We start from the raw sequence: 21,936 nt of genomic DNA, 5'->3' as shown, positions 1-21,936 counted from the left end.
TCAGCTTAACCACATCAATTAAAGGGGTACGTGTTTACCCCTTTTGTTTATCATCCATTGCAAGTGCTTAACAAAACTATGTCGAATTCATCAATTACCTTGGCTCAGTTAGAGCAAAAAAATGCCTTTACCCGCCGCCACATCGGCCCGGGTGAAGACGAAATTCAAGCGATGCTGGCATCAGTCGGTGCCGAATCTCTCGATGACCTAATGGAACAAACCGTACCTGCGGGCATTCAGTTAGACAAGCCCATTGAAACCGGCGATGGTGCGACAGAAGTTGAAGCACTGGCAGCACTTAAAGCCGTTGCAGCGAAAAACAAAATTAACCGTTCTTTCATTGGTATGGGTTATTACGATACTCACGTACCCAATGTAATTTTGCGCAATGTGCTGGAAAACCCGGGTTGGTATACTGCTTACACGCCGTACCAGCCTGAAATTGCACAAGGCCGCTTGGAAGCCATTTTGAATTTCCAACAGGTAACGATTGATTTAACCGGTTTAGAACTGGCTTCGGCATCGTTACTTGACGAAGGTACAGCAGCCGCGGAAGCCATGGCACTGGCAAAGCGTGTATCTAAAAACAAAAAAGCCAATTTATATTTCATTGCCGATGATGTTCACCCGCAAACCCGCGACGTGGTAGAAACCCGCGCTGAGATGTTTGGCTTTGGTATTGTAACTGGCCCGGCTGAAGAGGCGGCAGAGCACGATGTGTTTGGTGCGTTATTACAATACCCCACTACCACCGGAGAAGTGAAAGATATCAGCGATATCATTGCTGCGGTACAAGCCAAAAAAGGCATTGTGGCGGTAGCGGCTGATTTGATGAGCCTGGTGTTGTTAAAATCGCCCGGTGAACTGGGCGCAGATGTGGCATTAGGTAGCGCGCAGCGCTTTGGTGTACCTATGGGGTACGGTGGCCCACACGCGGCCTTCTTTGCTACCCGCGACAGTTACAAGCGCTCGTTGCCTGGCCGTATTATCGGAGTAAGTAAAGACACCCGCGGTCGCCCGGCACTTCGCATGGCGCTGCAAACCCGGGAACAACACATTCGCCGGGAAAAAGCCAACTCAAACATTTGTACCGCACAGGTATTGCTGGCAAATATGGCGTCTTTTTACGCGGTGTATCATGGCCCGGAAGGGTTAAAAACCATCGCTAATCGCATTCACCGATTTGCTGATATTTTGGCAACTGGGTTAACACAAAAAGGGTTGGCGCTTAAACACAGCACGTATTTCGATACCCTTACTGTAATGGTAGACAACAAAGCTGAGGTACTGGAAGCGGCTTATGCCAAAGGCATGAACCTGCGTGCCGACCTCGACGGTGCAGTAGGCATAGCGCTGGATGAAACCACCACGCGCAGCGATATCAGCAGCTTGTTCGACGTTTTGTTAGGTGATAACCACGGGCTTACCATCGACACGCTGGATGCTGAAGTCACTACACAGGGCAGCCAGTCTATTCCAGCAGATTTATTGCGCACATCTGACATTCTTACCCACGAGGTTTTCCACCAGTATCATTCTGAAACGGAGATGCTGCGTTATATCAAATCACTGGAAAACAAAGATTTAGCGTTGAATCATTCGATGATTTCGCTGGGTTCGTGCACCATGAAACTGAATGCTACAGCAGAGATGATTCCGGTCACCTGGCCTGAGTTTGGACAGCTACACCCGTTTGCGCCAGTGGAACAAGCCAGTGGTTATCAGGCAATGATTGGCGAGTTAAGCGAGTGGCTTATTAGCATTACCGGTTACGATGCGCTTTCCATGCAGCCTAATTCGGGCGCTCAGGGTGAATATGCAGGCTTGCTGGCCATTCAGCGCTATCACGAAAGCCGTGGGGAAGGGCACAGAAATGTGTGCTTAATTCCAAGCTCTGCTCACGGTACCAACCCGGCGTCAGCGCAAATGGTAAGCCTGAAAGTAGTTGTAGTTGCTTGTGATAAAAACGGCAACGTCGATTTGGCTGATCTGCGCAAGAAAGCCGAAGAAGTGGGTGATAACCTGTCTTGCGCCATGATCACGTACCCGTCTACCCACGGTGTGTACGAAGAAACCATTCGTGAGATTTGTGACATTGTGCACGAGTTTGGCGGCCAGGTTTACATGGATGGAGCCAACATGAACGCGCAGGTAGGCATTACAGCGCCTGGCTTTATTGGTTCAGATGTGTCGCACCTTAACTTGCACAAAACCTTCTGTATTCCTCACGGTGGCGGCGGCCCGGGCATGGGCCCAATTGGTGTGAAGTCGCATCTTGCGCCTTTCCTGCCAAATCACACAGTGGTGACCATTGAAAATGCAGGCAAAGACTGTGGGGCTGTATCAGCAGCGCCATGGGGCAGTGCGTCTATTTTGCCCATTAGCTACATGTATATCAAAATGATGGGGGCTGCAGGTTTGCGCAAAGCCACCGAAGTGGCCATTTTGAATGCCAACTACGTAGCAAAAGCGCTGGAAGGTCATTACCCGGTATTGTACAAAGGCCGTAACGGCCGCGTTGCCCACGAATGTATTATTGATTTACGTCCGCTGAAAGAAGCTTCCGGCGTAACAGAAATGGACATTGCCAAGCGCCTTAACGATTACGGTTTCCACGCGCCAACCATGAGCTTCCCGGTTGCGGGCACGCTGATGATTGAGCCTACTGAGTCTGAAGCCAAGTACGAGCTGGACCGTTTTGTAGAAGCCATGGTAAGCATTCGCGAAGAAATTGCCAAAGTGGAAAGCGGCGAGTGGGATGCCACCGACAACCCACTGCACAACGCGCCACACACGCTGGCAGATATTTGCGACAGCGACTGGAACCGCAGCTACGACCGACAGGTTGCCGCTTATCCGGTTGCCGCGGTAGCACGTAACAAGTTCTGGCCAAGCGTAAACCGTATTGATGATGTATACGGCGACCGCAACTTGATTTGCTCTTGCCCGAGTATTGAGAGTTATTTGGAAGAGTAGGTTGGTTGCTAGTTTTGAATGAAATTTGTGGCTGATTAACAGCTACAATAAATTGTTGAAAAAGCGAGTGTGATGCTCGCTTTTTTTGTGAGCATGAAATAAAAAGGAAAGTTTCCTTATTGGAAACCGTTTATCTGACAACAAACTAGCAATGTGTTGATTTGACAGCCCTTCCATGCAACAGTGAGAAAATAAAATTTGTGATGTGTGGATTTATTCCGCGTTTTATTCAGGATTTTTTCTGCACATTAAGCTGTTAGCCTTACATGGAAAGTACCGTGAGTTGTGAATCTATATCTATAAATACTTCTCCACGAGCCGAATGTCGGCAATCTAGTGGTATTTCATGCGGCTTATTAATCTCTTCTGAATATGCAACTGAAGTAATTGTCGGCTTGACCAATAAAACAGTTACAGTCCATTTTTACTGGGACAACATTGATAATCACTCAGAAGTTAAATGCTACTTCTGCGAATCAACCAATGTCTTGTTTCTGGGGGGAGGAAACGCCTCTGTTATTCTCAACCTTGAAAGTGAAACCATTATTCATTCAAATACAATAGCTTTATTCTGGGGTTGGGAATGTTTCAGTGAGCACGTCCTTGAATTGGGTGAACTTGAATGTCGCTTATACAATCTTAACGGTGTCGTAATCGGAGAGGCAGCAGTAGACCCACCATACACATATGAGTGGCTTGGTAGTAACATAGTTTTTTCTAGTCCTGTTACGGGACTAACGAGCATCGAATGCAGGTAAGGCTAACAAAACGCTGTTGTCGTTCCCTTCGGTCACTGGGACACAAACACGTGGGCGCTTCGCAATTATCGCCCACGTATTTGCGCCCCAAAGCTTAGCGTTATAAGCCACTATGAAAACAGTAACTTCACTGCCAGATGATGTAATAAACGAAGGAACATTCTTCGTAGAGACTTACAAACGGAAAATGCTCGGATTTATTGCGCCAGCTTTTCTTTATTTTCTAATGCCACTTTATTTAAATGTTGAGATGGTTGTATTCGTTTGCATTTTTTACGTGTACGTTTTGTTTTTTTCAAAACTATCAAGAGTTCTGTGGAAGTTTGGACGTTTAACTTGGTTTAAGTTATTTGGTTCTTTGTTGTTTGGTTTGGCGGCTGTTACATTCTTCAGGTTTTTTGATATTGGCCATTGGTTAATACATGAGGTAGGTTACATACCCGAGGGAGAAGTGAAGCATTACTTTGCTGCTGTTTTCTTTGTTCCTTTTGTCGCAGCATATTTTGATTCTTTTAAAAATGTAGAATTAGCCTTTTACAGGTCAAAAGGGTTTGATTATCAAGGATGGCTGGGTGGTTATTTTGGTGGCTTATAACAAACACATTAAGCCGCTCGCAGGCTCGCTGGGACAGTAACACGTGGGCTCTGTCGCTTCGCTCGGATTTTAGCCCACATGTCTGCGCCCCTTATTTAAAAGTTATGTGCCTAAGGTGGTAGCTTGAAAATTATTGATGCAATTAAATCTGCTTGGGGCTGGGTTGGCATAGATCCCGTAAAAGTAGTTGCAGAAAATGAATTTGGAAATTTGATAATTAGAGATTCTGCTGGAAAATATTGGCGCTTATGCCCAGAAGATAGCTATTGCTCGTTAATCGCGCATGATCGAAGTGCACTCGATGAAGTACTCGCAGACCCAGAGTTCATTGAAGACTGGGTGATGGCAAATCTGGTAAACGATGCAAAGGTAAAATTAGGTGAACTAAAATCAGGTTACAAATATCACCTAACAATTCCAGGGGTGTTGGGCGGAGAATACTGCGTCGCTAATATCGTATCAGTCCCTCAAATTGAGCAACTTACTTTTTCCGGAGATGTAGCAAGGCAAATAGAAACGTTACCAAATGGAGCTCAAATTGAGCTTAAGGTAATTTCGTAGCGGCACATAACAAACGCATTAACACTCGCTGCGCTCGCTAGGGACAAAAACACGTAGGCTCCCTGCGCTTCGCTTGGTATTGTAGCCTACGTGTTTTTGCCCGTTATGCGGGCGTTAGGCGTCATTTACTCACAGCATTAAAATGTGGGTTCAGCCGTGACATTCCAGCATCAAGGCTGTTTCGCTAGGTTGTATTCGCGGCAAGCTTTCTCAGTTGTTTTAACGGCTTTAGCAATGTGCTTTTCATAAACACCGCAACGCCAACATTTAACATCACCAGTCTTCTAAACTCATTCTTTTATCCAGCATTACCGTTAACATCTGGCATTTCGCACAGGGTTGTTTTATCTTAAATTCAATAATTTAAATACGCGGTCTATTTGGCTAGTGGTGGCAGCAAAGCTGCGTACGTTCCTTTGTACGCCTAACAAAACGCTGTTGGCACTCCCTTCGGTCGCTGGGACGCTAACACGTGGGCTGACTCACTTCGTTCGGATTTTAGCCCACGTGCTAGCGCCCCAAAGCTTAGCGTTATGTGCCCAAGGAGAATTTGGATAACATGAAGTTTTTAAATTTATCTCTTTTTCTTTTGTTGCTTTCTGGTTGCACGACTGGTCGTTTGGAATATGTGACTCCTGAAGGAGAAACAAAGTATGCCTGTGAAGTGGAATACACTTGGGAACCGAGCGTAGATAAATATGCAGTAGAGTACATTTTAAGTCATTGTGCTAAACAGGCTGAAATAAATGGTAATACCGTAGTCCGAAAAGAATTGGTCAGTTTAGACTTATCAATTCCAGAAGCGCCAAAAGGTATGCACTGGAGCTTCGATTTAGCAAAATCGTTACATAAACAAGGACAACTCACCGACAAACAGTACGGATATATCATCGCGCACATGGACTTAGGTCATGACAAAAGTTAGTGTTTTGGCAGGGTCACATAACAATCCGCTGTAGTTCGCTCACTGCGTTCGCTGGGACAAATACTCGCTGGCTCCCGGCGCTTCGCTTGGTATTATAGCCAGCAAGTATTTGCCCCTAAGCGGGGCGTTATGAGACAGGGATATGCTCGTTCTTCGAAATTTTGAAATAGCCGACAAACCGGTAATCATCGATATATTAAACGATCCAGAAGTCACAAGGTTTCTGTCTTCTCGTATTCCTTTCCCTTACGCTGACAGTGATGCTGATTGGTGGCTCAGCGTTGGTTGCAAAAATGGAATTATCCGAGCAATAGAAGTGGACGGTAATTTTGCTGGTTGTATCGGTATCGAGCCAGGTCAAAATGAGTATGCATTCACTGGTGAACTTGGTTATTGGCTCGCTCGCGAACACTGGGGCAAGGGCATCGTAACGGAAGCATTACGTACACTTCTAGCTCAAATTAAACGCAATAATTTTGCGCGTGTTCAAGCTACAGTTTTTCAAGGGAACACCGCATCAGAATCCGTACTTTTAAAATGTGGTTTTAAGAAAGAAGGCAACCTTGAGAAAGCAGTGTATAAACGTCAGGCATTCTACAATGCTGTTTTATATGGCAAAGTAATCTCATAACAAGCGCATTAACACTCGCTGCGCTCGCTGGGGACAAAAACACGTGGGCTCCTTGGCGCTTCGCTTGAAATTGTAGCCCACGTGTTTTTGCCCGTTATGCGGGTGTTAGCCATCTAATGAGGATTCTGCGTGAGTAAAAGGATTGATGAGGCTAGAAAGGTTAGCGAAGAATTGCTGAATGATCTTGAGAGCTCAGCATCTAAAGTCGATGCCGTACTTATGAAGGCAAAAAGACTTGCGCGGCTGATGCGAGATTCTGACGCTCAAACATGGTTAGATTTGGAAACGAAGGGCTATCCCGATGATTTTTCATTTTCAGAGCTGGGAGATTGTATAAAGTATGCCACATCTGGAGGAAGGCTCAATTTGGATAGTTCCAAATACTATTCTCAGAGCTTGCCAACTATCGAAGCAAATGCCGAATCCGATGAAGCTCTACTCAATTCTCTTAGAAGCGCTAGAGCACCTACTACCAAGGTAAAAGATTTTGTAGAAAAAAATGCTACTGAATCACTCATGGCAACGCAGTTGAAGTTCCAAAACCAGCAAAAGAAAAACTATGCCAGTAGTAAATCTTTATATTCCTCAATGAAAGCCGCAATACATAATTATGCCACTGATACTTATCTTGCTGTTGAATTAGGAGATGTTGCAGAAGATATATTCGAGGGCGCAAGAAATCTAGTGGATTCATTTATTCGGTCTCATTGCCCAAAAGCCGCGGAAAAAGTTATAGCAATAAATGAGCGTATGAACGATCGAAATCCTGAATCACTTTCTGCTGCTCTAACATCATGCCGTCGCTTGTTGATGGATGTAGCTGATTCGGTCTTTCCTCCGCGAGAGGAAGACTGGAAAGACAGAAAAGGTCGTGCGCGAAAAGTTGGTGGGGAACAGTATAAAAATCGTCTTCTAGCATTCCTTTCAGATTTAAGCGAAAGCGAAGGTAGTTACTCACTTTTGGAGTCTGAGCTTGAGCATTTGGCGGCAAGATTGGATATTATTTATGAAAAATCGTGTAAGGGTGTGCATGTAGATGTCACTCTTGATGAAGCTAAGCTCTCCGTTATTCATACCTACTTATTTTTGGGTGAGGTGGCTAGTTATGCTGCCAAAAATGGCTAACAAAACGCTGCTAGGGACAAATCTACGCTTCGCTCCGATTTGCCCCAGAGCGTGGCGTTAGCTATACAAGGAAAGTTATGAGTCGTTTTCTGTTATTGTTATTAAATATCCTAGCTTTTGAGGTTACAGCATGTTCCTTTGCTCCAGCGTTTGATGATTTCGTAATATCTGAGAACTCTTCAGATGAAGTTACTAAACCAACTTTTAAAGTTGATTCAATTCACAGGGGAACAGATGATGGAAATCATGGTTCATGTTCTGATGCAGGCTTTATCAATTTAAAACTTGAGACTTTACCTTCACATGAACAAGGTTATATTTTTAAAATTATTGAAGGTAAATTTGAAGATCAGCTTTTTTACGAATCTCCTGTCGTACCATCGAAGTTTATGGAAAATGAAAAGCTATTTAGCTTTCTTTGGTTTGATGGGAGTAATGAAGAACAAGAATCCATAAATATTACAGTTCAGATTATCGCTGTATCTCGTTCTGGGAATAAAAGTGAACCTCAACTTTTAACAATAACTCACCCCGGTATAAAAAAACCTTGGTGGAAGGTTTGGTAGCAAAGTATAGCTAACAAACGCATTAAATCGCTCGCAAGCTCGCTGGGACGCTAATACATGGTTGCGTCACTTCGTTCCTAATTTTAGCCCATGTGTTATCGCCCTTTATGCGGGCGTTAGCCCTTATTCGACTTTAGGAGAATAGCAAATGACGGAAATCAAAATAAAACCTGAGCGCCCACTAGTTGAAGAGCTGCTAGCGCGCTACGAAGATGTTATTGGAGAAGATTTTCCTGGCTATCGAAACCATGTTTATCGAACAATAACCTATGCCATGCATTTTCTGGAATATGACAGCGAGGTTGAGCCACTTGTCGAAACAGCTTTTGTTTATCACGACATCGGGCTTTGGACAGATAGTGAATTGGCTTACCTTGAACCATCCGAAGCGGTCGCATTAGCAGATAATGAAAAGTACGGTTGGGGGCTGAACGCCGAAGCTCTTCGTGGTGCTATACATTGGCACGATAAAATATTTCCCTATAAAGGACCTCATGAGCGTGTCATCGAAGCATGTCGAAAAGCTGACTGGATAGACGCATCAAAAGGCTTAACCCGAAAAGGACTTAGCAAGGGAGTAATTAAGAGAGTCGAAGCGGAGTTTCCAAATTTAGGGTTCCATGACACCTTATTGCGGCTGGCTAAAGATTATGGTGGTTCAACATTAGTTGGTGGAATAAAGGTTACTCGCGGCATAGTTAAGTGGTCGTCAATGACCGTTATGTGCTAACAAGACGGTTAAGGGCGGACGCAAAACAGTAGGCTTGCGCTCGTTCCTCGCTAATTTTAGCCAAGCGATTTGTGCCGCTTAGCGCGGCGTTATGAGCTACAAAAACTAAGGAGTATCAATGGAAGCTAGTAATATTATTGAAGAGAAATCGCCCAAAAAGCGTGGGTTTTGGTTGAGTGCTTTTTTGATACTAATGTTTATTGCTAACCCGCTAACAGCATTTACATATTTCAGTAACCCAGACGCGATAACCCAAGTATATCCAAAAATGACAATTGGTATACTCTACTTTATGGGGGTTATGGCTATTTTAAATGTGGCACTAGCCGCAGGTATATGGAATTGGAAAAAGTGGGGTGTATATGGGTTTTACGGTGTCGTAGCAATCGCTTTCTGCATAAATTTGTATGTTGGGCTCGGTATTGCTGGGTCATTAATGGGGCTCATAGGTGCAGTAATTATTTTACTTACAACCAAGAAGAGATGGGTGTTTTTCTCATAGCCGCTCATAACAAGGCCAAGCAACATCAGTCGCTGCGCTCCTTGGACAGCCTTGCGCTCGCGCCTTTTGTGCATGGCTTCGCCATTGTTGCACAAAAGCCACAATCACAAGTCTGCCGTTGTTGGCGGCGTTAGCAACCCAGAGTAAGGAAGTGTTTTGTCAAAATATTTAGGTGTTTTTCTTTTCGTTTGCTTTAGTTTTCCAGTAACAGCTGCTTCCATGCTGAAAATTGACGGAGGTCATATCGAATACGAAGTCAAAAAGGGTGGTGATATAATTGTACTATTTGATGCTGGCGCAGTATCGGGAATGGCTGGTTGGAACTCAATATGGGAAGACTTGCCAGCGGAAATCACTGCTATCAGGTTCTCCCGATTAGGTGAGGGAAACTCAACTAGCTGCACAGGGCAACGAACCTCTTCAGACTATGTGAAGGAAGTTGATCAAGTACTCTCCGCATTGGACGTTGAAAGGCCAATAGTCTATGTCAGCCACTCTCTCGGTGGAATAACTGCTAGGAACTTTGCCAGCCAATATAATGATGATGTAGCAGCGATGCTTATGATTGACCCTGCAAATCCTCGTGATGTAAATATAGTTACTCAGCTTAACCCCTTTAGTGGTCAGGAAGAAATAGAAGCGATAAGGAAAAACGATTACGAGATGGGTGAGGGGAAGTGGTGCTTTCTGGATGTAATTTGGGATAAATCTCAAGCCGCAGGCTTTTCTGATATTGGTGATATCCCCGTAACATTAATAGCTGGTGTCAAAGTACCTGAGCAGCCCTCGAATTCATTTGAGACTGAGCAAGGCCGCCGACTCTGGGGGCAATATCAAAGTGAATGGGTAAATCAATTTCCTCAGGGAAAAGCCGTTCTTGCTAAAAATAGTGGTCACTTTGTTCAAGATGATGAGCCAGATCTTGTGCTTAACGAGTTGAATGAATTGCTAAACAGGCTGCAAGTTGCTAACAAAGTATTGCAGCGGACAAGCCTCTGAATGCGGCGTTAGCCAGAAGGAATAAATAGAATGCACGGTGGGTGGATATACTTATTAATTTCTTCGCAAGATTATTCTCGGTGCAAGGTCGGGCGAACTAGCGGTAATCCACTTGCTAGATTCAGGCAGTTGCGTACAGCAGATCCATATTTAGGGTTGGTGGTTGCTTACTACATACCAGACGTTTGCGGACAAGTCAGTGCGTTCGAAGCATCAATCCATTATGAGTTCCAAGACCAAAGAATATTAAATCATGACGATAGTAAAACAGAGTGGTTCAGGATTGACTATAAGCAGTCCGAAATGCTTATCGATGGAATGTTAGAAGAATGGTGTGAACAGCAGCTACATTGTACCTTCCATCCAGATAAACTCTGCAAGCTGTACGAAGAAGCCATAAGATTTCATTTTGAACCTCATCCAGCAGATATCGATTTTGCAAAATGGATTCTTGATGGGCCATCAGGCTAACAAGGCATTCAAGCTCGCTCGTTTCACTCGCTGGGACTGGCGTACCGCCAGCCCCTTAATTTCGCGCTGGGGGATCCCCTCATAACTCAGGCACTCCGGTGACATGAACTCTCAGGATGTACTGAGTGATCGCCCACCGGATTTCAGAGATTGAAACGGGGTAATCCCGCCAGCGTTTTCGAACTTCCCGTCCGAGCCTGATTAGTGATAGTACCGGTCGATTCCGGATGGTATTGGCCTGGATAGCACGCTGCCAATTGTGCTATGGCTATGATTCCAATCAGCCTAAACAGCCGGTCAACCCGTTTAATGTTGTGCTTAGCGGCAACCGTCCCGGTGATGTTGCGGCCCAATTCGGTAAGTGACAGTTGCTGTCCATCAAGCAACGATTGCACAGCAACCATTAAAGAAGATAGACGCTCTTGATGTAAATTGTGGCATTGATTTTTAAGTAAATCATGTAAGATAGATATATCACGCATGGTGTGTTGTTCTGGTATGTTTTTGGCGAAATGAATTAGGTCAAATTGCACCATGCGTGTCTATATTATTGAATCTTCTTTAATTTATGAGGGGATTCGTTATATTGCTTCTAAAAATCAAGGGAAATATGAAATATCTGATCTTTTTATTGGCGCTAACTAGTGCTCCATCATATTCGCAAGATGAATCTTTCAGAAATGAAATTGTTGGTACATGGGTTGTTGGACGCTCAGATGAATATTTCAATAAAGAGTGGTTTACCACACAATACTTTGCTGATGGAACGGCACTGTACAAGCAATTTGAAACCCGTGAATGCATTTCTCCTGTTTTAATAATTAAAGGGGCTTGGTCTATTAAGGGTGGCAAATTGATTAATACCGTTTTAAGTAGTTCTGGTGATTATGACGTGCCAGTTGGTATGGTTTTAGTGGATAACATTATCGAACTTAATAACGGTAAAATGGTTTTGTTTACGGACACAAATCGAACTGCTTATCGAGAAAAGCACGAAACTTGTATGTAGGCCGCAATATAACACATATGAGCCAACTCTGGTCAATAGGTAATAGCAATTCTCTGGCTGCGTCAGCAGCCAGTACAAATCCCTGTGCTAAACCTCTTAACTTCTTCTGTCATGGTCATCGTCAGGCATCGCCTGCGGCAAACACATATATTGCTGCGCCGGTCACCGGCTCTCTTAGTGCGATCTCATCGCTGCCTGCTGTCGGGCAATCCGTGGCAGGCGCAGGGGCACTAGACATTCATCGATTAACCTGATGCTGGCGCTATTCAAAGCGTAATGGCTGATTATTCTCGCCAGTTAGTGGAAGGCTCAGTGCAGGTGCAAGCGCATTCTTAACAAAGGCTTTTAATTCAGCACTGTGGCGCATGGCATGGGTTCGCCTACGCAATAAGTCCCGGATTGCGCGCTTTTCTTTTGGATAAACATACGCCAAAGGAAGATGGTTTTGCGGAAGTTGTGATTGGCCGAGTTCAGCGACAACCAAAATGAAGCCGTCTTCCTTTGTAAAGTAGGCTGTGTGTTTTCCAATAGGAAAGTAAAAACCACTTGGGTAGATTTCGTTGCAGCTACGACCTGCGGCTGGATTGTCGGCAAGCATTTGGAGTCCGGACAATAGCGTATCTTTAAAGGTGCGCCACTGAGTTTCAGAGACGTTGTTGACGGTATAGTTCTTAATTTTTCTTATATGAGCCTGAGCTAATCTACTTAGTTTGTATCTATTCTTTTGCATACCGGATTATAAAGCGCTTAAAAAATCTTTACCATCAACAACTTTGCCTTGTGATAAGTCTTGTTTGGCTGACTCGAAACAATGTTTGAGGTGTTCGGCTTTCATTGCCTCTAGCTCCTCGTAGTCCTTGATAGACATTACTACTACGGCATCTTTACTGTTTTTGCTAATCTTCACTGGCTCGCGTTGGGCGCTAAGAAGTAGCTCTCCAAAATTACGTTTGGCATCATTTGCTGTTAATGTATGCATAATCAATCTCCAAATCTGACCCTACGCATGATTATGGCCTGTAGTGCGAAATGTTCAATATAATTAAATCGTGCGATTTGTGTGAAGAATAAACTAACAAATTGCTTAAGTGTGACAGCTAACCTTTGGCATTTTTGGTTTGGTTGGGTTTAGTGATTATGTTGGCTTTGCTTGGGTTTTGTGTAATTTAGCCGCACTTTAGCAAGGCGTTGGTATGACTCCCTTTGTCAAGCCTGAACGAGTATTTTCCTGACACTCTTTCAGCCCACAATTAGCTTTGTTTCTCGCTCATAATAAATTGAGCTAACGCACCGGATGAGGCAGTAATGTCGTCGGTTATCATGCAGGTACTCGGCTTAACCGTAATTTTGGATTAACCGGTGTAAGTACCACTACAATAAACCGCTGGATGCGGCGTTATGTTTAAAAACACTTAGGATAAAAATTATGAAAACAATTGGCTTACTTGGTGGCATGAGTTGGGAGAGCACTCTTGGTTACTACAAAGCGATAAATGAAGGTGTAAAGAATGTCTTGGGTGGTTTGCATTCAGCAAAAATTGCAATGTACAGTGTAGATTTCGAACCAATCGAACAGCTGCAACATACTGGCGATTGGAGTGGGACATCACAAATTCTATCTGAGGCTGCAAAAAGTGTTCAGGCAGCTGGTGCTGATTTTTTGCTTATTTGTACAAACACCATGCACAAGGTTGCGCCAGAAATTGAAGCTAGCATTCAAATCCCATTACTTCACATTGCCGATGCAACGGCGGAAGTGCTGGTCGAAAATGAGATTAAAGCAGTTGGATTATTAGGTACGTCTTTTACTATGGAGCAAGATTTCTATAAAAGTAGGCTAGTTAATAATTACGGTCTTGAAGTTTTGGTTCCAGAGGAATCAGATAGGGAAATTATCCATAGAGTCATCTATCAGGAGCTTTGCATGGGAAAAACGGTAGCGGCTTCAAAGGCAGAGTATTTGCGTATTATTGACGCGTTGGCAGCCCAAGGAGCTGAAGCAGTTATTCTTGGGTGCACGGAAATTGGTATGCTGGTCAATCAAACTGACACTAATGTAAAGTTATTCGATACAACAGCTATACATGCAGCTAAGGCCGTAGAATATGCAACATAACAAGCGCAGGTTGTCGGAACGCCTTTCCGCTCCTTCGTCGCTACAAATTGTCCGCAACTGCGGGCGTTATGGCTCCGCGAGATTCGACTTCACGTCTATTCGTTTGTGAAGGACTCTAACTATTTTGATTCTATTTTCTGAGAGAGTGCGATAGAAAATTACGTGGCTTAAAACCGGAAATTTTCTATAGTTTGGCTTTATGTAATCGCATGAGATTCCTAGCGTCTGCTTTTCCGCTAGTAAGTGAAAAGCCTCGTCAAGGTGGCGTAAGTAAACTCGTCTTTGTTCTTTACCCCATTTGCGTTGTGTATAGGCGGCAATAGACCTTAAGTCGGCTTTAGCTTTTCCGCTAAGCTCAAATTCATGCATTAGCCAAGCTCGTCATCTAGCTCGCTCATGAAGCTTTCATAGCTATATTCAGCTGTGCCGCTTTTTTCGCCTTCATCTAAGAGTCGTCTTAATGTTGCTAGTTTCTGCTCATTGTCTTCAAGCATTCTTAAACCGGCTCTAACGACCTCGCTAGCCGATGCGTAGCGGCCTTCAGATACCTGCTGTGCAATAAAGCCATCAAAATGCTCTCCAAGGGTCATGCTGGTATTCTTGGGCATAGCTATACCTCGGTACTAAATATGGGTACTTAATGGTACTAGGCCATAACAAGGCGGTCAAGCTGACGGCTATTCCGTTGCTTGTCTTGTGCGCTTTAATCTACGCTAGCGCACAAACAATCAACTGCATAACTCAGCTTACCGCGGCGTTTTGTGTCAAAAGGTGAAAATGGACTTCGGTGCAAGTAGTGCATATTCTGACTGATCATGAACACCTGTTCTGGTCGATGGTGAACACTGATTCTGGTGCATCGTGAACACCTGTTCTGGTCTGATGGTGAACAGTTTTGTCCTGACTCCTATCGTCGTAAAGTTTCAATTTGCTGGTGGTTTAGGCGTTGGTATGACTCCCTTTGTCAACAATGCGGGGGCTAGCACTTTTAAAGGGAGTCATTGTGTGTAGCTGCCACGGAAAAGAAATGCACAACATCCTGTATATGTAATTATTATTAAACTAAACTTGTCCCATATATTGTACAAGTGGGGTGCATGATGAGAATAGTCTCTTTTACCGAAGCCCGAAATGGACTTAAAGCCGTTTTAGATAATGTAATTAACGATGCGGACACTACTGTAATCACCCGTCGTGACTCTGAAGATGCTGTTGTAATGTCATTGGATTACTACAACAGCCTTATGGAAACTGTTCATTTACTTCGTTCCCCAGCGAACGCTGAACACTTAAATCGTTCAATCGCACAGTTTAAAGCGGGTAAAACAACCCAGCGAGAACTTATTGATGAGTGATAGGTTATCATCATGGACTGATGAAGCCTGGAGTAGTTACGTATATTGGCAAACACAAGACAAGAAAACCTTGAAACGTATACATAAGCTAATTGCCGATGTTAAGCGCTCTCCATTTGCGGGGATTGGAAAACCGGAACCTCTTAAAGAAAATCTTTCAGGTTTTTGGTCTCGCAGAATAGATGATACCAATCGTTTGGTATATGCCGTGGATGATACAGCGGTTACGGTTATCTCGTGTCGTTATCATTACTAGTAGGTGGCAGCTAATAAACCAAGTAGGCGGGATAATAACACGTAGGCTTCCTGCACATCACTTGTTATTCTGGTCTACGTAGTTTTGCCCCTTCTTGGGGCGCAGGGGGATCCCCTCATAATTCAGGCAATCCGTTGACGTGAACTCTCCGGATGGTATTGGCCTGGAAAGCACGCTGCTGTAACGCAGTCTCAGTCCGTACTGAGGGCTTTTACGACCCAACTGACCAAACCTTATGTTAAGAAGGGATTATGACTGACCGGGGAATTGTATTGAGATAATGGAAGTACCCGCTCGTAGAGAATGACAGAGCGGCCCTCAAATCTTACAGATGCACGCAGAGTTTGACGGCGCATTTGTTCTCGCACATCAGACCAGTCAATGAGTATTATTGGCATTGGATTCGCCCCGCGCTGTTCCTCACAATACGCCACGTCATGGAATTCTTTATGCGTATCCAAAACAGTAAAAATGATGCTATGTTTGTTCGTGCTAGCCTCAAAATGATTTAGTCTTAAGCAAAATATAGAAAAGACCAAAACTCCAAGAAGCACGTCAAGAATTCTGTATTCGGCAAGAGAAAATTTGTCGTTAGCGAGACAAAGTATCACGCACTCAAAGTATGTCTGGGGACACTATGATTTTTAGCAAATTAAGAAATTACCTGAGAGAAAGGAAATATGGCGTTCTTTTCTTAGAATTTATTATCTTAGTTGTTGGTGTCTATCTAAGTTTGCAGGCTAATCAATGGCAAAACAACCGGCAGAACCGAGCGATAGAACAACAATATTTAGTCAGGCTTGAAAAAGACTTTGAGAGAAGCAGTGATGCACTCAGCGAGAGTATTGCAAGAATAGAATTGTCCTTAGAAAAATTGGAGCTCGGCCTAGCCATACTCAGCAGTGAGAAGCGTGGGGAAGGGGACTATCAGAAGCTTTTTGATGCAATGCAGAGTTCCAGCATTATGGGAAGTTTTGAGGTGTATTTAGCAACATTCGAAGAGTTAAAAGACACTGGATATATGCGTCTTTTAGAATCTACTGAATTAAGGGAGAGTCTGGGGAATGTATGGCAGAAACACGCAACCATATCGAGAATTAGTGAGATCAGGAACATGCTGCGCGGTAATGCGTTTCCCATCATGGCTAAGTATGTAAAACCGCTAAGCGGCAATAAGCTCACATTTGATGCAGAGTTGTTGGAGAAAGATACGCGCGAAATTTATGTTGCTATAAGTATAATTCACTCCAATCTCCGCTACGATCTAAATGATTCCGAGCAATTGCTAGCTCTAGTTGATCAAACACTGGAGATTGTTCACACGCAGGTAGAGTGAACGTTATTTTCTTATAGCAAGCCAAAATGCCGTTGGCTGGTTTTGCATGTAACACGCCTCGTGCGTATTGAATATGCGCATGATGTGCCACGAAGCGTTTAACAAAACAGTCAACCGAATTCGGCTAGGTAAATGTGGCGTTAGCTGTCATGAAGCTTGCTATACTCAAAGTGATAGAATAGTGTCACTTTAGTATTCCTTTGGAGCAGCTCTCATGAAAGTAGAACTAGTTACATCACTCAAACGTCAAGCAACTAAGATCCTTGCCGATCTCCACGACACCAAAGAGCCAGTGTTAATTACTGAGCATGGCAAGCCATCCGCGTATCTCATTGATGTTGATGACTACGAGTTTATGCAAAATCGTTTAGCTATTCTTGAGGGGATTGCACGAGGTGAACGTGCACTAGCTGGCGGTAAAGTGGTAAGTCATGATGAAGCCAAAGACAAAATGTCAAAATGGCTGAAATAATCTGGACCGAGCCGGCTTTATCTGACCTCAACGATATCGCAGAATACATCGCACTTGAAAATATCGTCGCTGCAAAGCAGTTAGTGCAAACAATCTTCGCCAAAGTCGAACGCCTACAAATTTTCCCGGAGTCAGGTCGTATTCCACCCGAGCTAGAGCATTTAAGTTATCGTGAAGTTGTCATTAATCCATGTCGAGTTTTCTATAAAAAAGACGGTGACAAAGTGTTTATTCTGTTTGTTATGAGTGCAGAGAGAAATTTGCGTAAGTTCCTGCTGAGTATGCAGTAATATTTAAGAATGAGCGGCTAACAAATTGTTTAAGGTGGTCTGAAGCGGCTTCGGCATTGCGTTGGTTATACCATAACAGGGTATAGAGGGTTACTAGTTTCTTTGAGGTCAGAGAGTCTGCGAGGATATTCGTTGCACATAGCCAAGGTTCTTTAGGTTGGGGCTTTCTGGTAAAGTCTCCTAACGCAAAGAATCATGGCGCCCGCAAGTGGGCTGGTGTTACATAATTGAGAACCTAGCAAGGAGTTGCTGCAAATTTATGAAAGGGAAAATTGTCCACTGGAAAGATGAAAAGGGTTTTGGGTTCATACAGCCCGAAGACGGCTCTGAAAAGTTGTTTTTCCATGTATCTAGTGTCAAGACTGACGCCCGTAGACCTCAAGTAGGCGATAGCGTTCTTTATGACGTACTGCGCGATTCTCAACAGAGGCTCAAAGCTAAGAGTGTAGTAATCGAAGGCGTCACCAGTGGCTTAAGGACAACCCAAGACAAGAGCATGCCACGACCAGAAGCCAAAGCAGTGGTTGCCTTGGCATGCTGGCTCTAATGGTCGTTATTCCCGCTTTGGGTGGCATAGGCGTGTACCAATGGTTAGTTTGACCAGCCATTTAACATGTCGTAACGTCAGCTAAGCAAGGCGTTGAGCGCAAAGGGTAGATATGTACATACCACCAAAATTTAAAGAATTAGACTTGGATAAACTGCATAACTTTATTCAAAACTATCCGCTAGGAACGCTGATCTCTTCAGGCGAAGATTTTTTGGATGCAGATCATATTCCGTTTTATCTGCAAACACATGAAAATGAATCTGCTACTCTTCAAAGTCACATTGCTAAAGCAAATCTTTTATGGAAAAGAGTCGCTGATGGTCAGGAAGTTTTGCTCATATTTCATGGGCCAAATGCGTATGTCAGCCCGAATTTTTATCCATCAAAAAAAGAAACTGGAAAAGCTGTTCCAACGTGGAATTACTCGGTTGTGCATGTTAGAGGCCGAGTGTTTTTCAAACATGAAAGTAACTGGATTTTACAGCTTCTCAACAAAATCTCAGATTTTCACGAGTTAAGTCAAAATATGCCTTGGTCAGTGTCAGATGCCCCAGAAGAGTACACTAAAAAGCTGGCGAGTGCTGTTGTCGGTTTAGAGGTCGTCATTGATGATATAGTCGGTAATTTCAAGTTGAGTCAAAATAAACCAGCAGCAGACTATTCAGGCGTGGTAAGCGGTTTGGCAATTTCAGAAAACAGTTCAGGCATTTCTGTTGCTAAACAAATGCAACAATCGTCACGGCGTTAATAAGCTCGTCCAAAACCTTTTACAATCCATTCCTCAATAGGAATGCTTTGCTACGCAAAATACCCCATGCGTATAGCTGCAATTTGTGTTTATACTGACTATTAATATTTAGTATGATTTACTCGTTTAAGTTAGTTGGATGGCGCTTATGTACACGGTGTTAGTCGTTGATGATTCACCTGATTCCCTTAGCTTAATTAACGATATTCTTGAAAAGGAAGGTATTAGTACGTTGGTTGCGCTAGAGGGCGGTCAAGCAATCACTATCGCCGAGCAAATCAAGCCCGATATTATTCTACTTGATGCTATGATGCCCAAAATCGATGGCTTCGAAACTTGCGTGCGGCTTAAACAAAATCGCGAGCTACAGCATATTCCCGTTATCTTCATGACAGGATTAACCGATTCAAAGAGTACTCTTAAAGGCCTGAACGCCGGAGGCGTAGATTATATTGTTAAACCAGTAAATCCGGATGAACTGGTAGCGCGCATTAAAATTCACGCGAACAATGCGCAAATAACCTCCAGCGCGCAACAAGCTTTGGATTCTATGGGGCAAAAGCTCTTCGCAGTCAATCAATTAGGAGAGTTACTATGGGCTACTCCGCAAACCCACGATTTTTTATCCAATATTCCTCTGGCAGATGACTGGTTTCATGAAAGTTTAATGCCTGCGGTTAAGGATATCCTGTCTCACAATGCATTAAAGACTGTGACGCAGAATGTGGCCTATGAAGGTGGCGAGTGTGAACTTGCGCTCGTGTCGCAACGTGAAAATGGCGATAGCACGTTTAGGGTTAATCACGCAGTTAAAGCTATGTCTGGCGAGGAGAAACTGAAAACTTCGCTTAATCTTACAGGCCGTGAGTCTGAAGTGCTGTATTGGTTATCGAACGGTAAAACCAATAAAGAGATTGCGCATATTCTGGATATCGGACCACGTACCGTAAACAAACATTTAGAACAGGTTTTTGCAAAATTAGGGGTAGAAAATCGCACAACCGCTGCGGGGATCGCCATACGCGCCCTAGCGGTTAATTAGTTGATAAGTTCATCAAGTTTCTCGACCACTTTGGCAAATTGTATTTGCGAGGCCAGTTGTTTTAGTGTTTTTTGAGTCTCCATAGGCATGTAGTAGTGCTCTGAAATGTCTTCTAATTTTGCACTAAAGCCTGATAAGTAACCTATTTCAGCGAGCGACTTAAGGGCTTGAAACTGGTTTTTCCCTACCAAAGGTTTGTTTTGGGCATTTTCGATGGCCGACTGAACGTGACTTTCGTCATCATGTTTTATCCACTCAATATTTAGCCAGTGTCCTAATTTGTCTATCAGGTTGTTAATAACGAATGGCTTGGTAAGGTAGTCGTTGTGGTAGTGTTGTGCGTTGTCCTCCATATCGAGTTCGCGCACGTTAGCTGACACGATAATAATGGGCACCTTGCTACCTAATTTTCGTATCATTTCAGCTGCTTGCCAGCCACTTATTTCGGGCATCTTTAAATCGAGCAAAATAAGATCTATCGGATGCTGTCCCAACATCGCTATACCTTCACGAGCGTCATTTGCAGTGATTACATTAAACCCTAGGGGGGCAAGGATATCGTGCATTAGTTGACGCTGGCTGGCTTCATCGTCGATGGTAATTACGGTTTTTCGCGGGCCTTCATAACCGGTTACATTGTTGTCTTCATCAACGGGAATCCTATTGGTATTAGTCAGCCGTGGCAGCATCAGGCTCACACTAAAGCAACTGCCTTGGCCGAGGGTACTGGCTAAGCTAATGTCACCTCCCATAAGCTCTGCCAGTGCTCGGGAAATAGTCAGACCAAGCCCGGTTCCAGATACTGCTGTGTTGCTATGAGATACCCTTTCAAACGGGTGAAAGACGATTTCCTGATCCTTTTCATCGATCCCAGGGCCCGTATCCTTGATAACAAAGTGACATACCTCGTTACGGTATCTTACTGCGAAAGAAACGCTACCGCGCTGAGTAAATTTAACGGCATTTGAGATTAAGTTGATTAAAATTTGGCGTAAACGTTGTTTGTCGCCCGAGACAAAATGAGGTAAGTGCGTAGGAAAGTGATAGTTAAAAGTTAACCCTTTAGAAATAGCCTGTTGTTGAAACATCGCAACTAATTGTTCTAGCAGAGGGCGTAACTGAATGTCTTCGCGATGAACTGACAAGCGCCCGGCCTCGATTTTGGAGACCTCTAATACACCTTCAATGAGGTCGCTTAAATATTCTCCATTGCGTTTCATCGTGTGTAATGGTTCTTTGGCGTGTTTGGGCATTCGCCCGTCGCCAGACAGCAATTGTGCGTAGCCTAACAGCACATTCAAGGGGGTTCTTAATTCATGGCTTAAGCCTGCTAAATAGCGGCTTTTTGCCTTGTTGGCAGATTCTGCTTCTTCTTTCGCTAACTGATAAGCACGGGCAGTTCTTTCATGCGCAGCTACTTCAGTAGCCAGCGCTTTTGTTTGCGCTCGTAATTCGTTTAACGTTAAGCGGTTACTAAACCTTGCCAGTGTAAATAGCCAGCTTACTACGCCTATAATGATCAACAAAAAGAAAAATATCTTGAACAAGGTCGCGGCAAATACAGTTTTCAACTCTGGCGTTGCCATAGGAATTTGCCAGTAAATTAACAGCAAAATAGTGGCTGACATGCCAGTTAACAATAAGGTGAGTAACAAGCTCTGGGCAATAGGCGTTGAAAGGAAGTGTAGCGTATTAGCACTAAAATAACGTTCAAAAATCGAAAGCGCGCGAGCTGATAGTGTGGTGTCTTCACGGCATTGTTCTTCGCGACGAACATCTGGGCTACAACGTGCAGAAATAGATTGATTGTATGTTGGACAAAAGCGCATACCTGCGTTGTCAAACGTATTTTCACACAAACTGCATTCGTGTTCATTGCCACTCATTTCGTGTGTGTTATTGGGTGCCACGTCGTATATTCCT

27 protein-coding genes and 2 pseudogenes are annotated in these 21,936 nt (G+C 43.9%); 22 read left to right on the top strand and 7 right to left on the bottom strand.

The window, feature by feature from the left end; genetic code table 11:
- The first annotated feature begins 78 nt into the window (after positions 1-78).
- From gcvP to ACXACM_RS17585, 11 genes are all read left to right on the top strand, one after another.
- Positions 79-2,976, top strand: a complete 2,898-nt coding sequence (gcvP, locus tag ACXACM_RS17635; RefSeq protein WP_474823376.1) for an aminomethyl-transferring glycine dehydrogenase — start codon at positions 79-81, stop codon at positions 2,974-2,976.
- Between the two features lie 870 nt (positions 2,977-3,846).
- Positions 3,847-4,329: a hypothetical protein gene (locus ACXACM_RS17630; protein ID WP_474820695.1), complete on the top strand. Its 483-nt coding sequence runs from the start codon at positions 3,847-3,849 to the stop codon at positions 4,327-4,329.
- 123 nt (positions 4,330-4,452) lie between these two features.
- Positions 4,453-4,890, top strand: coding sequence for a T6SS immunity protein Tdi1 domain-containing protein (locus ACXACM_RS17625; RefSeq protein WP_474820694.1), 438 nt, complete (start codon positions 4,453-4,455; stop codon positions 4,888-4,890).
- A gap of 559 nt (positions 4,891-5,449) precedes the next feature.
- The gene (locus ACXACM_RS17620) at positions 5,450-5,815 is read left to right on the top strand and encodes a hypothetical protein (RefSeq protein WP_474820692.1); all 366 of its coding nucleotides are present in this window, start codon (positions 5,450-5,452) and stop codon (positions 5,813-5,815) included.
- A 142-nt stretch (positions 5,816-5,957) separates the two neighbouring features.
- Positions 5,958-6,446, top strand: a complete 489-nt coding sequence (locus ACXACM_RS17615) for a GNAT family N-acetyltransferase (RefSeq protein WP_474820691.1) — start codon at positions 5,958-5,960, stop codon at positions 6,444-6,446.
- A gap of 129 nt (positions 6,447-6,575) precedes the next feature.
- Positions 6,576-7,571: an AbiTii domain-containing protein gene (locus ACXACM_RS17610; RefSeq protein WP_474823375.1), complete on the top strand. Its 996-nt coding sequence runs from the start codon at positions 6,576-6,578 to the stop codon at positions 7,569-7,571.
- Between the two features lie 77 nt (positions 7,572-7,648).
- Complete coding sequence (locus ACXACM_RS17605) at positions 7,649-8,137, top strand: hypothetical protein (RefSeq protein WP_474823374.1); 489 nt, start codon at positions 7,649-7,651, stop codon at positions 8,135-8,137.
- A 148-nt stretch (positions 8,138-8,285) separates the two neighbouring features.
- Positions 8,286-8,867 (top strand): hypothetical protein, encoded by a 582-nt coding sequence (locus ACXACM_RS17600; protein ID WP_474823372.1) that lies wholly within the window; start codon positions 8,286-8,288, stop codon positions 8,865-8,867.
- 118 nt (positions 8,868-8,985) lie between these two features.
- Entirely contained in the window at positions 8,986-9,369 is a 384-nt protein-coding gene (locus ACXACM_RS17595; RefSeq protein WP_474823371.1) for a hypothetical protein, read from the top strand.
- A 156-nt stretch (positions 9,370-9,525) separates the two neighbouring features.
- The gene (locus ACXACM_RS17590; RefSeq protein ID WP_474823370.1) at positions 9,526-10,368 is read left to right on the top strand and encodes an alpha/beta fold hydrolase; all 843 of its coding nucleotides are present in this window, start codon (positions 9,526-9,528) and stop codon (positions 10,366-10,368) included.
- A 30-nt stretch (positions 10,369-10,398) separates the two neighbouring features.
- Positions 10,399-10,839: a GIY-YIG nuclease family protein gene (locus ACXACM_RS17585; protein ID WP_474823368.1), complete on the top strand. Its 441-nt coding sequence runs from the start codon at positions 10,399-10,401 to the stop codon at positions 10,837-10,839.
- Positions 10,840-11,129: 290 nt separating this feature from the next.
- Here ACXACM_RS17585 and ACXACM_RS17580 read toward each other — a convergent pair.
- Positions 11,130-11,321 (bottom strand): annotated as a pseudogene (locus tag ACXACM_RS17580) (IS4 family transposase); the annotation flags it as partial.
- A gap of 128 nt (positions 11,322-11,449) precedes the next feature.
- Here ACXACM_RS17580 and ACXACM_RS17575 point away from each other — a divergent pair.
- Both ACXACM_RS17575 and ACXACM_RS17570 read left to right on the top strand, forming a co-directional pair.
- Positions 11,450-11,848: a hypothetical protein gene (locus ACXACM_RS17575; protein WP_474823367.1), complete on the top strand. Its 399-nt coding sequence runs from the start codon at positions 11,450-11,452 to the stop codon at positions 11,846-11,848.
- Positions 11,849-11,865: 17 nt separating this feature from the next.
- Entirely contained in the window at positions 11,866-12,102 is a 237-nt protein-coding gene (locus ACXACM_RS17570) for a hypothetical protein (protein WP_474823366.1), read from the top strand.
- An 8-nt stretch (positions 12,103-12,110) separates the two neighbouring features.
- Here the strand turns inward: ACXACM_RS17570 and ACXACM_RS17565 are convergent, their stop codons facing one another.
- Positions 12,111-12,578 (bottom strand): type II toxin-antitoxin system RelE/ParE family toxin, encoded by a 468-nt coding sequence (locus ACXACM_RS17565; RefSeq protein ID WP_474823365.1) that lies wholly within the window; start codon positions 12,576-12,578, stop codon positions 12,111-12,113.
- Between the two features lie 6 nt (positions 12,579-12,584).
- Positions 12,585-12,827 (bottom strand): type II toxin-antitoxin system Phd/YefM family antitoxin, encoded by a 243-nt coding sequence (locus ACXACM_RS17560; RefSeq protein ID WP_474823363.1) that lies wholly within the window; start codon positions 12,825-12,827, stop codon positions 12,585-12,587.
- A 447-nt stretch (positions 12,828-13,274) separates the two neighbouring features.
- Here ACXACM_RS17560 and ACXACM_RS17555 point away from each other — a divergent pair, with 447 nt between their 5' ends.
- Positions 13,275-13,964 (top strand): aspartate/glutamate racemase family protein, encoded by a 690-nt coding sequence (locus ACXACM_RS17555; RefSeq protein ID WP_474823362.1) that lies wholly within the window; start codon positions 13,275-13,277, stop codon positions 13,962-13,964.
- Positions 13,965-14,030: 66 nt separating this feature from the next.
- On the opposite strand, the gene ACXACM_RS17550 is transcribed toward ACXACM_RS17555, so the two are convergent.
- Together ACXACM_RS17550 and ACXACM_RS17545 are read right to left on the bottom strand one after the other, a co-directional pair.
- A complete protein-coding gene (locus ACXACM_RS17550) occupies positions 14,031-14,333 on the bottom strand; it encodes a type II toxin-antitoxin system RelE/ParE family toxin (RefSeq protein WP_474823360.1) in 303 nt (100 codons plus the stop codon).
- Positions 14,333-14,572: a type II toxin-antitoxin system ParD family antitoxin gene (locus ACXACM_RS17545; protein ID WP_474823359.1), complete on the bottom strand. Its 240-nt coding sequence runs from the start codon at positions 14,570-14,572 to the stop codon at positions 14,333-14,335. The genes ACXACM_RS17550 and ACXACM_RS17545 overlap by 1 nt, the downstream gene beginning before the upstream one ends.
- A 492-nt stretch (positions 14,573-15,064) precedes the next feature.
- Between ACXACM_RS17545 and ACXACM_RS17540 the strand changes: the two genes are divergently transcribed.
- Together ACXACM_RS17540 and ACXACM_RS17535 are read left to right on the top strand one after the other, a co-directional pair.
- Positions 15,065-15,319, top strand: coding sequence for a type II toxin-antitoxin system Phd/YefM family antitoxin (locus tag ACXACM_RS17540; RefSeq protein WP_013663003.1), 255 nt, complete (start codon positions 15,065-15,067; stop codon positions 15,317-15,319).
- Positions 15,312-15,575, top strand: coding sequence for a Txe/YoeB family addiction module toxin (locus tag ACXACM_RS17535; protein ID WP_474823358.1), 264 nt, complete (start codon positions 15,312-15,314; stop codon positions 15,573-15,575). Before ACXACM_RS17540 ends, ACXACM_RS17535 begins: the two co-directional genes overlap by 8 nt.
- Before the next feature lie 239 nt (positions 15,576-15,814).
- On the opposite strand, the pseudogene ACXACM_RS17530 reads toward ACXACM_RS17535, so the two are convergent.
- A pseudogene (locus ACXACM_RS17530) lies at positions 15,815-16,036 on the bottom strand (IS4-like element ISPpr2 family transposase); the annotation flags it as partial.
- A 176-nt stretch (positions 16,037-16,212) separates the two neighbouring features.
- On the opposite strand from ACXACM_RS17530, the gene ACXACM_RS17525 reads away from it, so the two are divergent.
- The 6 genes from ACXACM_RS17525 (at position 16,213) to ACXACM_RS17500 (ending at position 20,013) form a co-directional block, all read left to right on the top strand.
- Entirely contained in the window at positions 16,213-16,911 is a 699-nt protein-coding gene (locus ACXACM_RS17525; RefSeq protein ID WP_474823356.1) for a hypothetical protein, read from the top strand.
- A gap of 214 nt (positions 16,912-17,125) precedes the next feature.
- Positions 17,126-17,383, top strand: coding sequence for a type II toxin-antitoxin system Phd/YefM family antitoxin (locus ACXACM_RS17520; protein WP_474823355.1), 258 nt, complete (start codon positions 17,126-17,128; stop codon positions 17,381-17,383).
- Positions 17,371-17,673, top strand: coding sequence for a type II toxin-antitoxin system RelE/ParE family toxin (locus tag ACXACM_RS17515; RefSeq protein ID WP_474823354.1), 303 nt, complete (start codon positions 17,371-17,373; stop codon positions 17,671-17,673). Before ACXACM_RS17520 ends, ACXACM_RS17515 begins: the two co-directional genes overlap by 13 nt.
- A 259-nt stretch (positions 17,674-17,932) precedes the next feature.
- Positions 17,933-18,220: a cold shock domain-containing protein gene (locus ACXACM_RS17510; RefSeq protein ID WP_474823352.1), complete on the top strand. Its 288-nt coding sequence runs from the start codon at positions 17,933-17,935 to the stop codon at positions 18,218-18,220.
- Between the two features lie 112 nt (positions 18,221-18,332).
- A complete protein-coding gene (locus ACXACM_RS17505; protein WP_474823351.1) occupies positions 18,333-18,971 on the top strand; it encodes an FMN-binding negative transcriptional regulator in 639 nt (212 codons plus the stop codon).
- 148 nt (positions 18,972-19,119) lie between these two features.
- Complete coding sequence (locus ACXACM_RS17500) at positions 19,120-20,013, top strand: response regulator (protein WP_474823350.1); 894 nt, start codon at positions 19,120-19,122, stop codon at positions 20,011-20,013.
- Here the strand turns inward: ACXACM_RS17500 and ACXACM_RS17495 are convergent.
- Complete coding sequence (locus ACXACM_RS17495; RefSeq protein ID WP_474823348.1) at positions 20,010-21,923, bottom strand: ATP-binding protein; 1,914 nt, start codon at positions 21,921-21,923, stop codon at positions 20,010-20,012. The two genes, ACXACM_RS17500 and ACXACM_RS17495, sit on opposite strands and share 4 nt — an antisense overlap.
- Positions 21,924-21,936 lie beyond the last annotated feature (13 nt).

The sequence above is a fragment of the Alteromonas sp. AWQ4_252 genome (genome assembly GCF_056158205.1).
Note: the sequence above shows the minus strand (reverse complement) of the source record. Positions and strands in the feature narration are given on the sequence as shown.

Bases quoted from the DNA above. Each gene is read 5' to 3' on its own strand.
- gcvP (WP_474823376.1), top strand. From the start codon at position 79: ATGTCGAATTCATCAATTACCTTGGCTCAGTTAGAGCAAAAAAATGCC.
- ACXACM_RS17630 (WP_474820695.1), top strand. From the start codon at position 3,847: ATGAAAACAGTAACTTCACTGCCAGATGATGTAATAAACGAAGGAACA.
- ACXACM_RS17620 (WP_474820692.1), top strand. From the start codon at position 5,450: ATGAAGTTTTTAAATTTATCTCTTTTTCTTTTGTTGCTTTCTGGTTGC.
- ACXACM_RS17615 (WP_474820691.1), top strand. From the start codon at position 5,958: ATGCTCGTTCTTCGAAATTTTGAAATAGCCGACAAACCGGTAATCATC.
- ACXACM_RS17605 (WP_474823374.1), top strand. From the start codon at position 7,649: ATGAGTCGTTTTCTGTTATTGTTATTAAATATCCTAGCTTTTGAGGTT.
- ACXACM_RS17600 (WP_474823372.1), top strand. From the start codon at position 8,286: ATGACGGAAATCAAAATAAAACCTGAGCGCCCACTAGTTGAAGAGCTG.
- ACXACM_RS17595 (WP_474823371.1), top strand. From the start codon at position 8,986: ATGGAAGCTAGTAATATTATTGAAGAGAAATCGCCCAAAAAGCGTGGG.
- ACXACM_RS17585 (WP_474823368.1), top strand. From the start codon at position 10,399: ATGCACGGTGGGTGGATATACTTATTAATTTCTTCGCAAGATTATTCT.
- ACXACM_RS17575 (WP_474823367.1), top strand. From the start codon at position 11,450: ATGAAATATCTGATCTTTTTATTGGCGCTAACTAGTGCTCCATCATAT.
- ACXACM_RS17570 (WP_474823366.1), top strand. From the start codon at position 11,866: ATGAGCCAACTCTGGTCAATAGGTAATAGCAATTCTCTGGCTGCGTCA.
- ACXACM_RS17565 (WP_474823365.1), bottom strand. From the start codon at position 12,578: ATGCAAAAGAATAGATACAAACTAAGTAGATTAGCTCAGGCTCATATA.
- ACXACM_RS17560 (WP_474823363.1), bottom strand. From the start codon at position 12,827: ATGCATACATTAACAGCAAATGATGCCAAACGTAATTTTGGAGAGCTA.
- ACXACM_RS17555 (WP_474823362.1), top strand. From the start codon at position 13,275: ATGAAAACAATTGGCTTACTTGGTGGCATGAGTTGGGAGAGCACTCTT.
- ACXACM_RS17550 (WP_474823360.1), bottom strand. From the start codon at position 14,333: ATGCATGAATTTGAGCTTAGCGGAAAAGCTAAAGCCGACTTAAGGTCT.
- ACXACM_RS17545 (WP_474823359.1), bottom strand. From the start codon at position 14,572: ATGCCCAAGAATACCAGCATGACCCTTGGAGAGCATTTTGATGGCTTT.
- ACXACM_RS17540 (WP_013663003.1), top strand. From the start codon at position 15,065: ATGAGAATAGTCTCTTTTACCGAAGCCCGAAATGGACTTAAAGCCGTT.
- ACXACM_RS17535 (WP_474823358.1), top strand. From the start codon at position 15,312: ATGAGTGATAGGTTATCATCATGGACTGATGAAGCCTGGAGTAGTTAC.
- ACXACM_RS17525 (WP_474823356.1), top strand. From the start codon at position 16,213: ATGATTTTTAGCAAATTAAGAAATTACCTGAGAGAAAGGAAATATGGC.
- ACXACM_RS17520 (WP_474823355.1), top strand. From the start codon at position 17,126: ATGAAAGTAGAACTAGTTACATCACTCAAACGTCAAGCAACTAAGATC.
- ACXACM_RS17515 (WP_474823354.1), top strand. From the start codon at position 17,371: ATGGCTGAAATAATCTGGACCGAGCCGGCTTTATCTGACCTCAACGAT.
- ACXACM_RS17510 (WP_474823352.1), top strand. From the start codon at position 17,933: ATGAAAGGGAAAATTGTCCACTGGAAAGATGAAAAGGGTTTTGGGTTC.
- ACXACM_RS17505 (WP_474823351.1), top strand. From the start codon at position 18,333: ATGTACATACCACCAAAATTTAAAGAATTAGACTTGGATAAACTGCAT.
- ACXACM_RS17500 (WP_474823350.1), top strand. From the start codon at position 19,120: ATGTACACGGTGTTAGTCGTTGATGATTCACCTGATTCCCTTAGCTTA.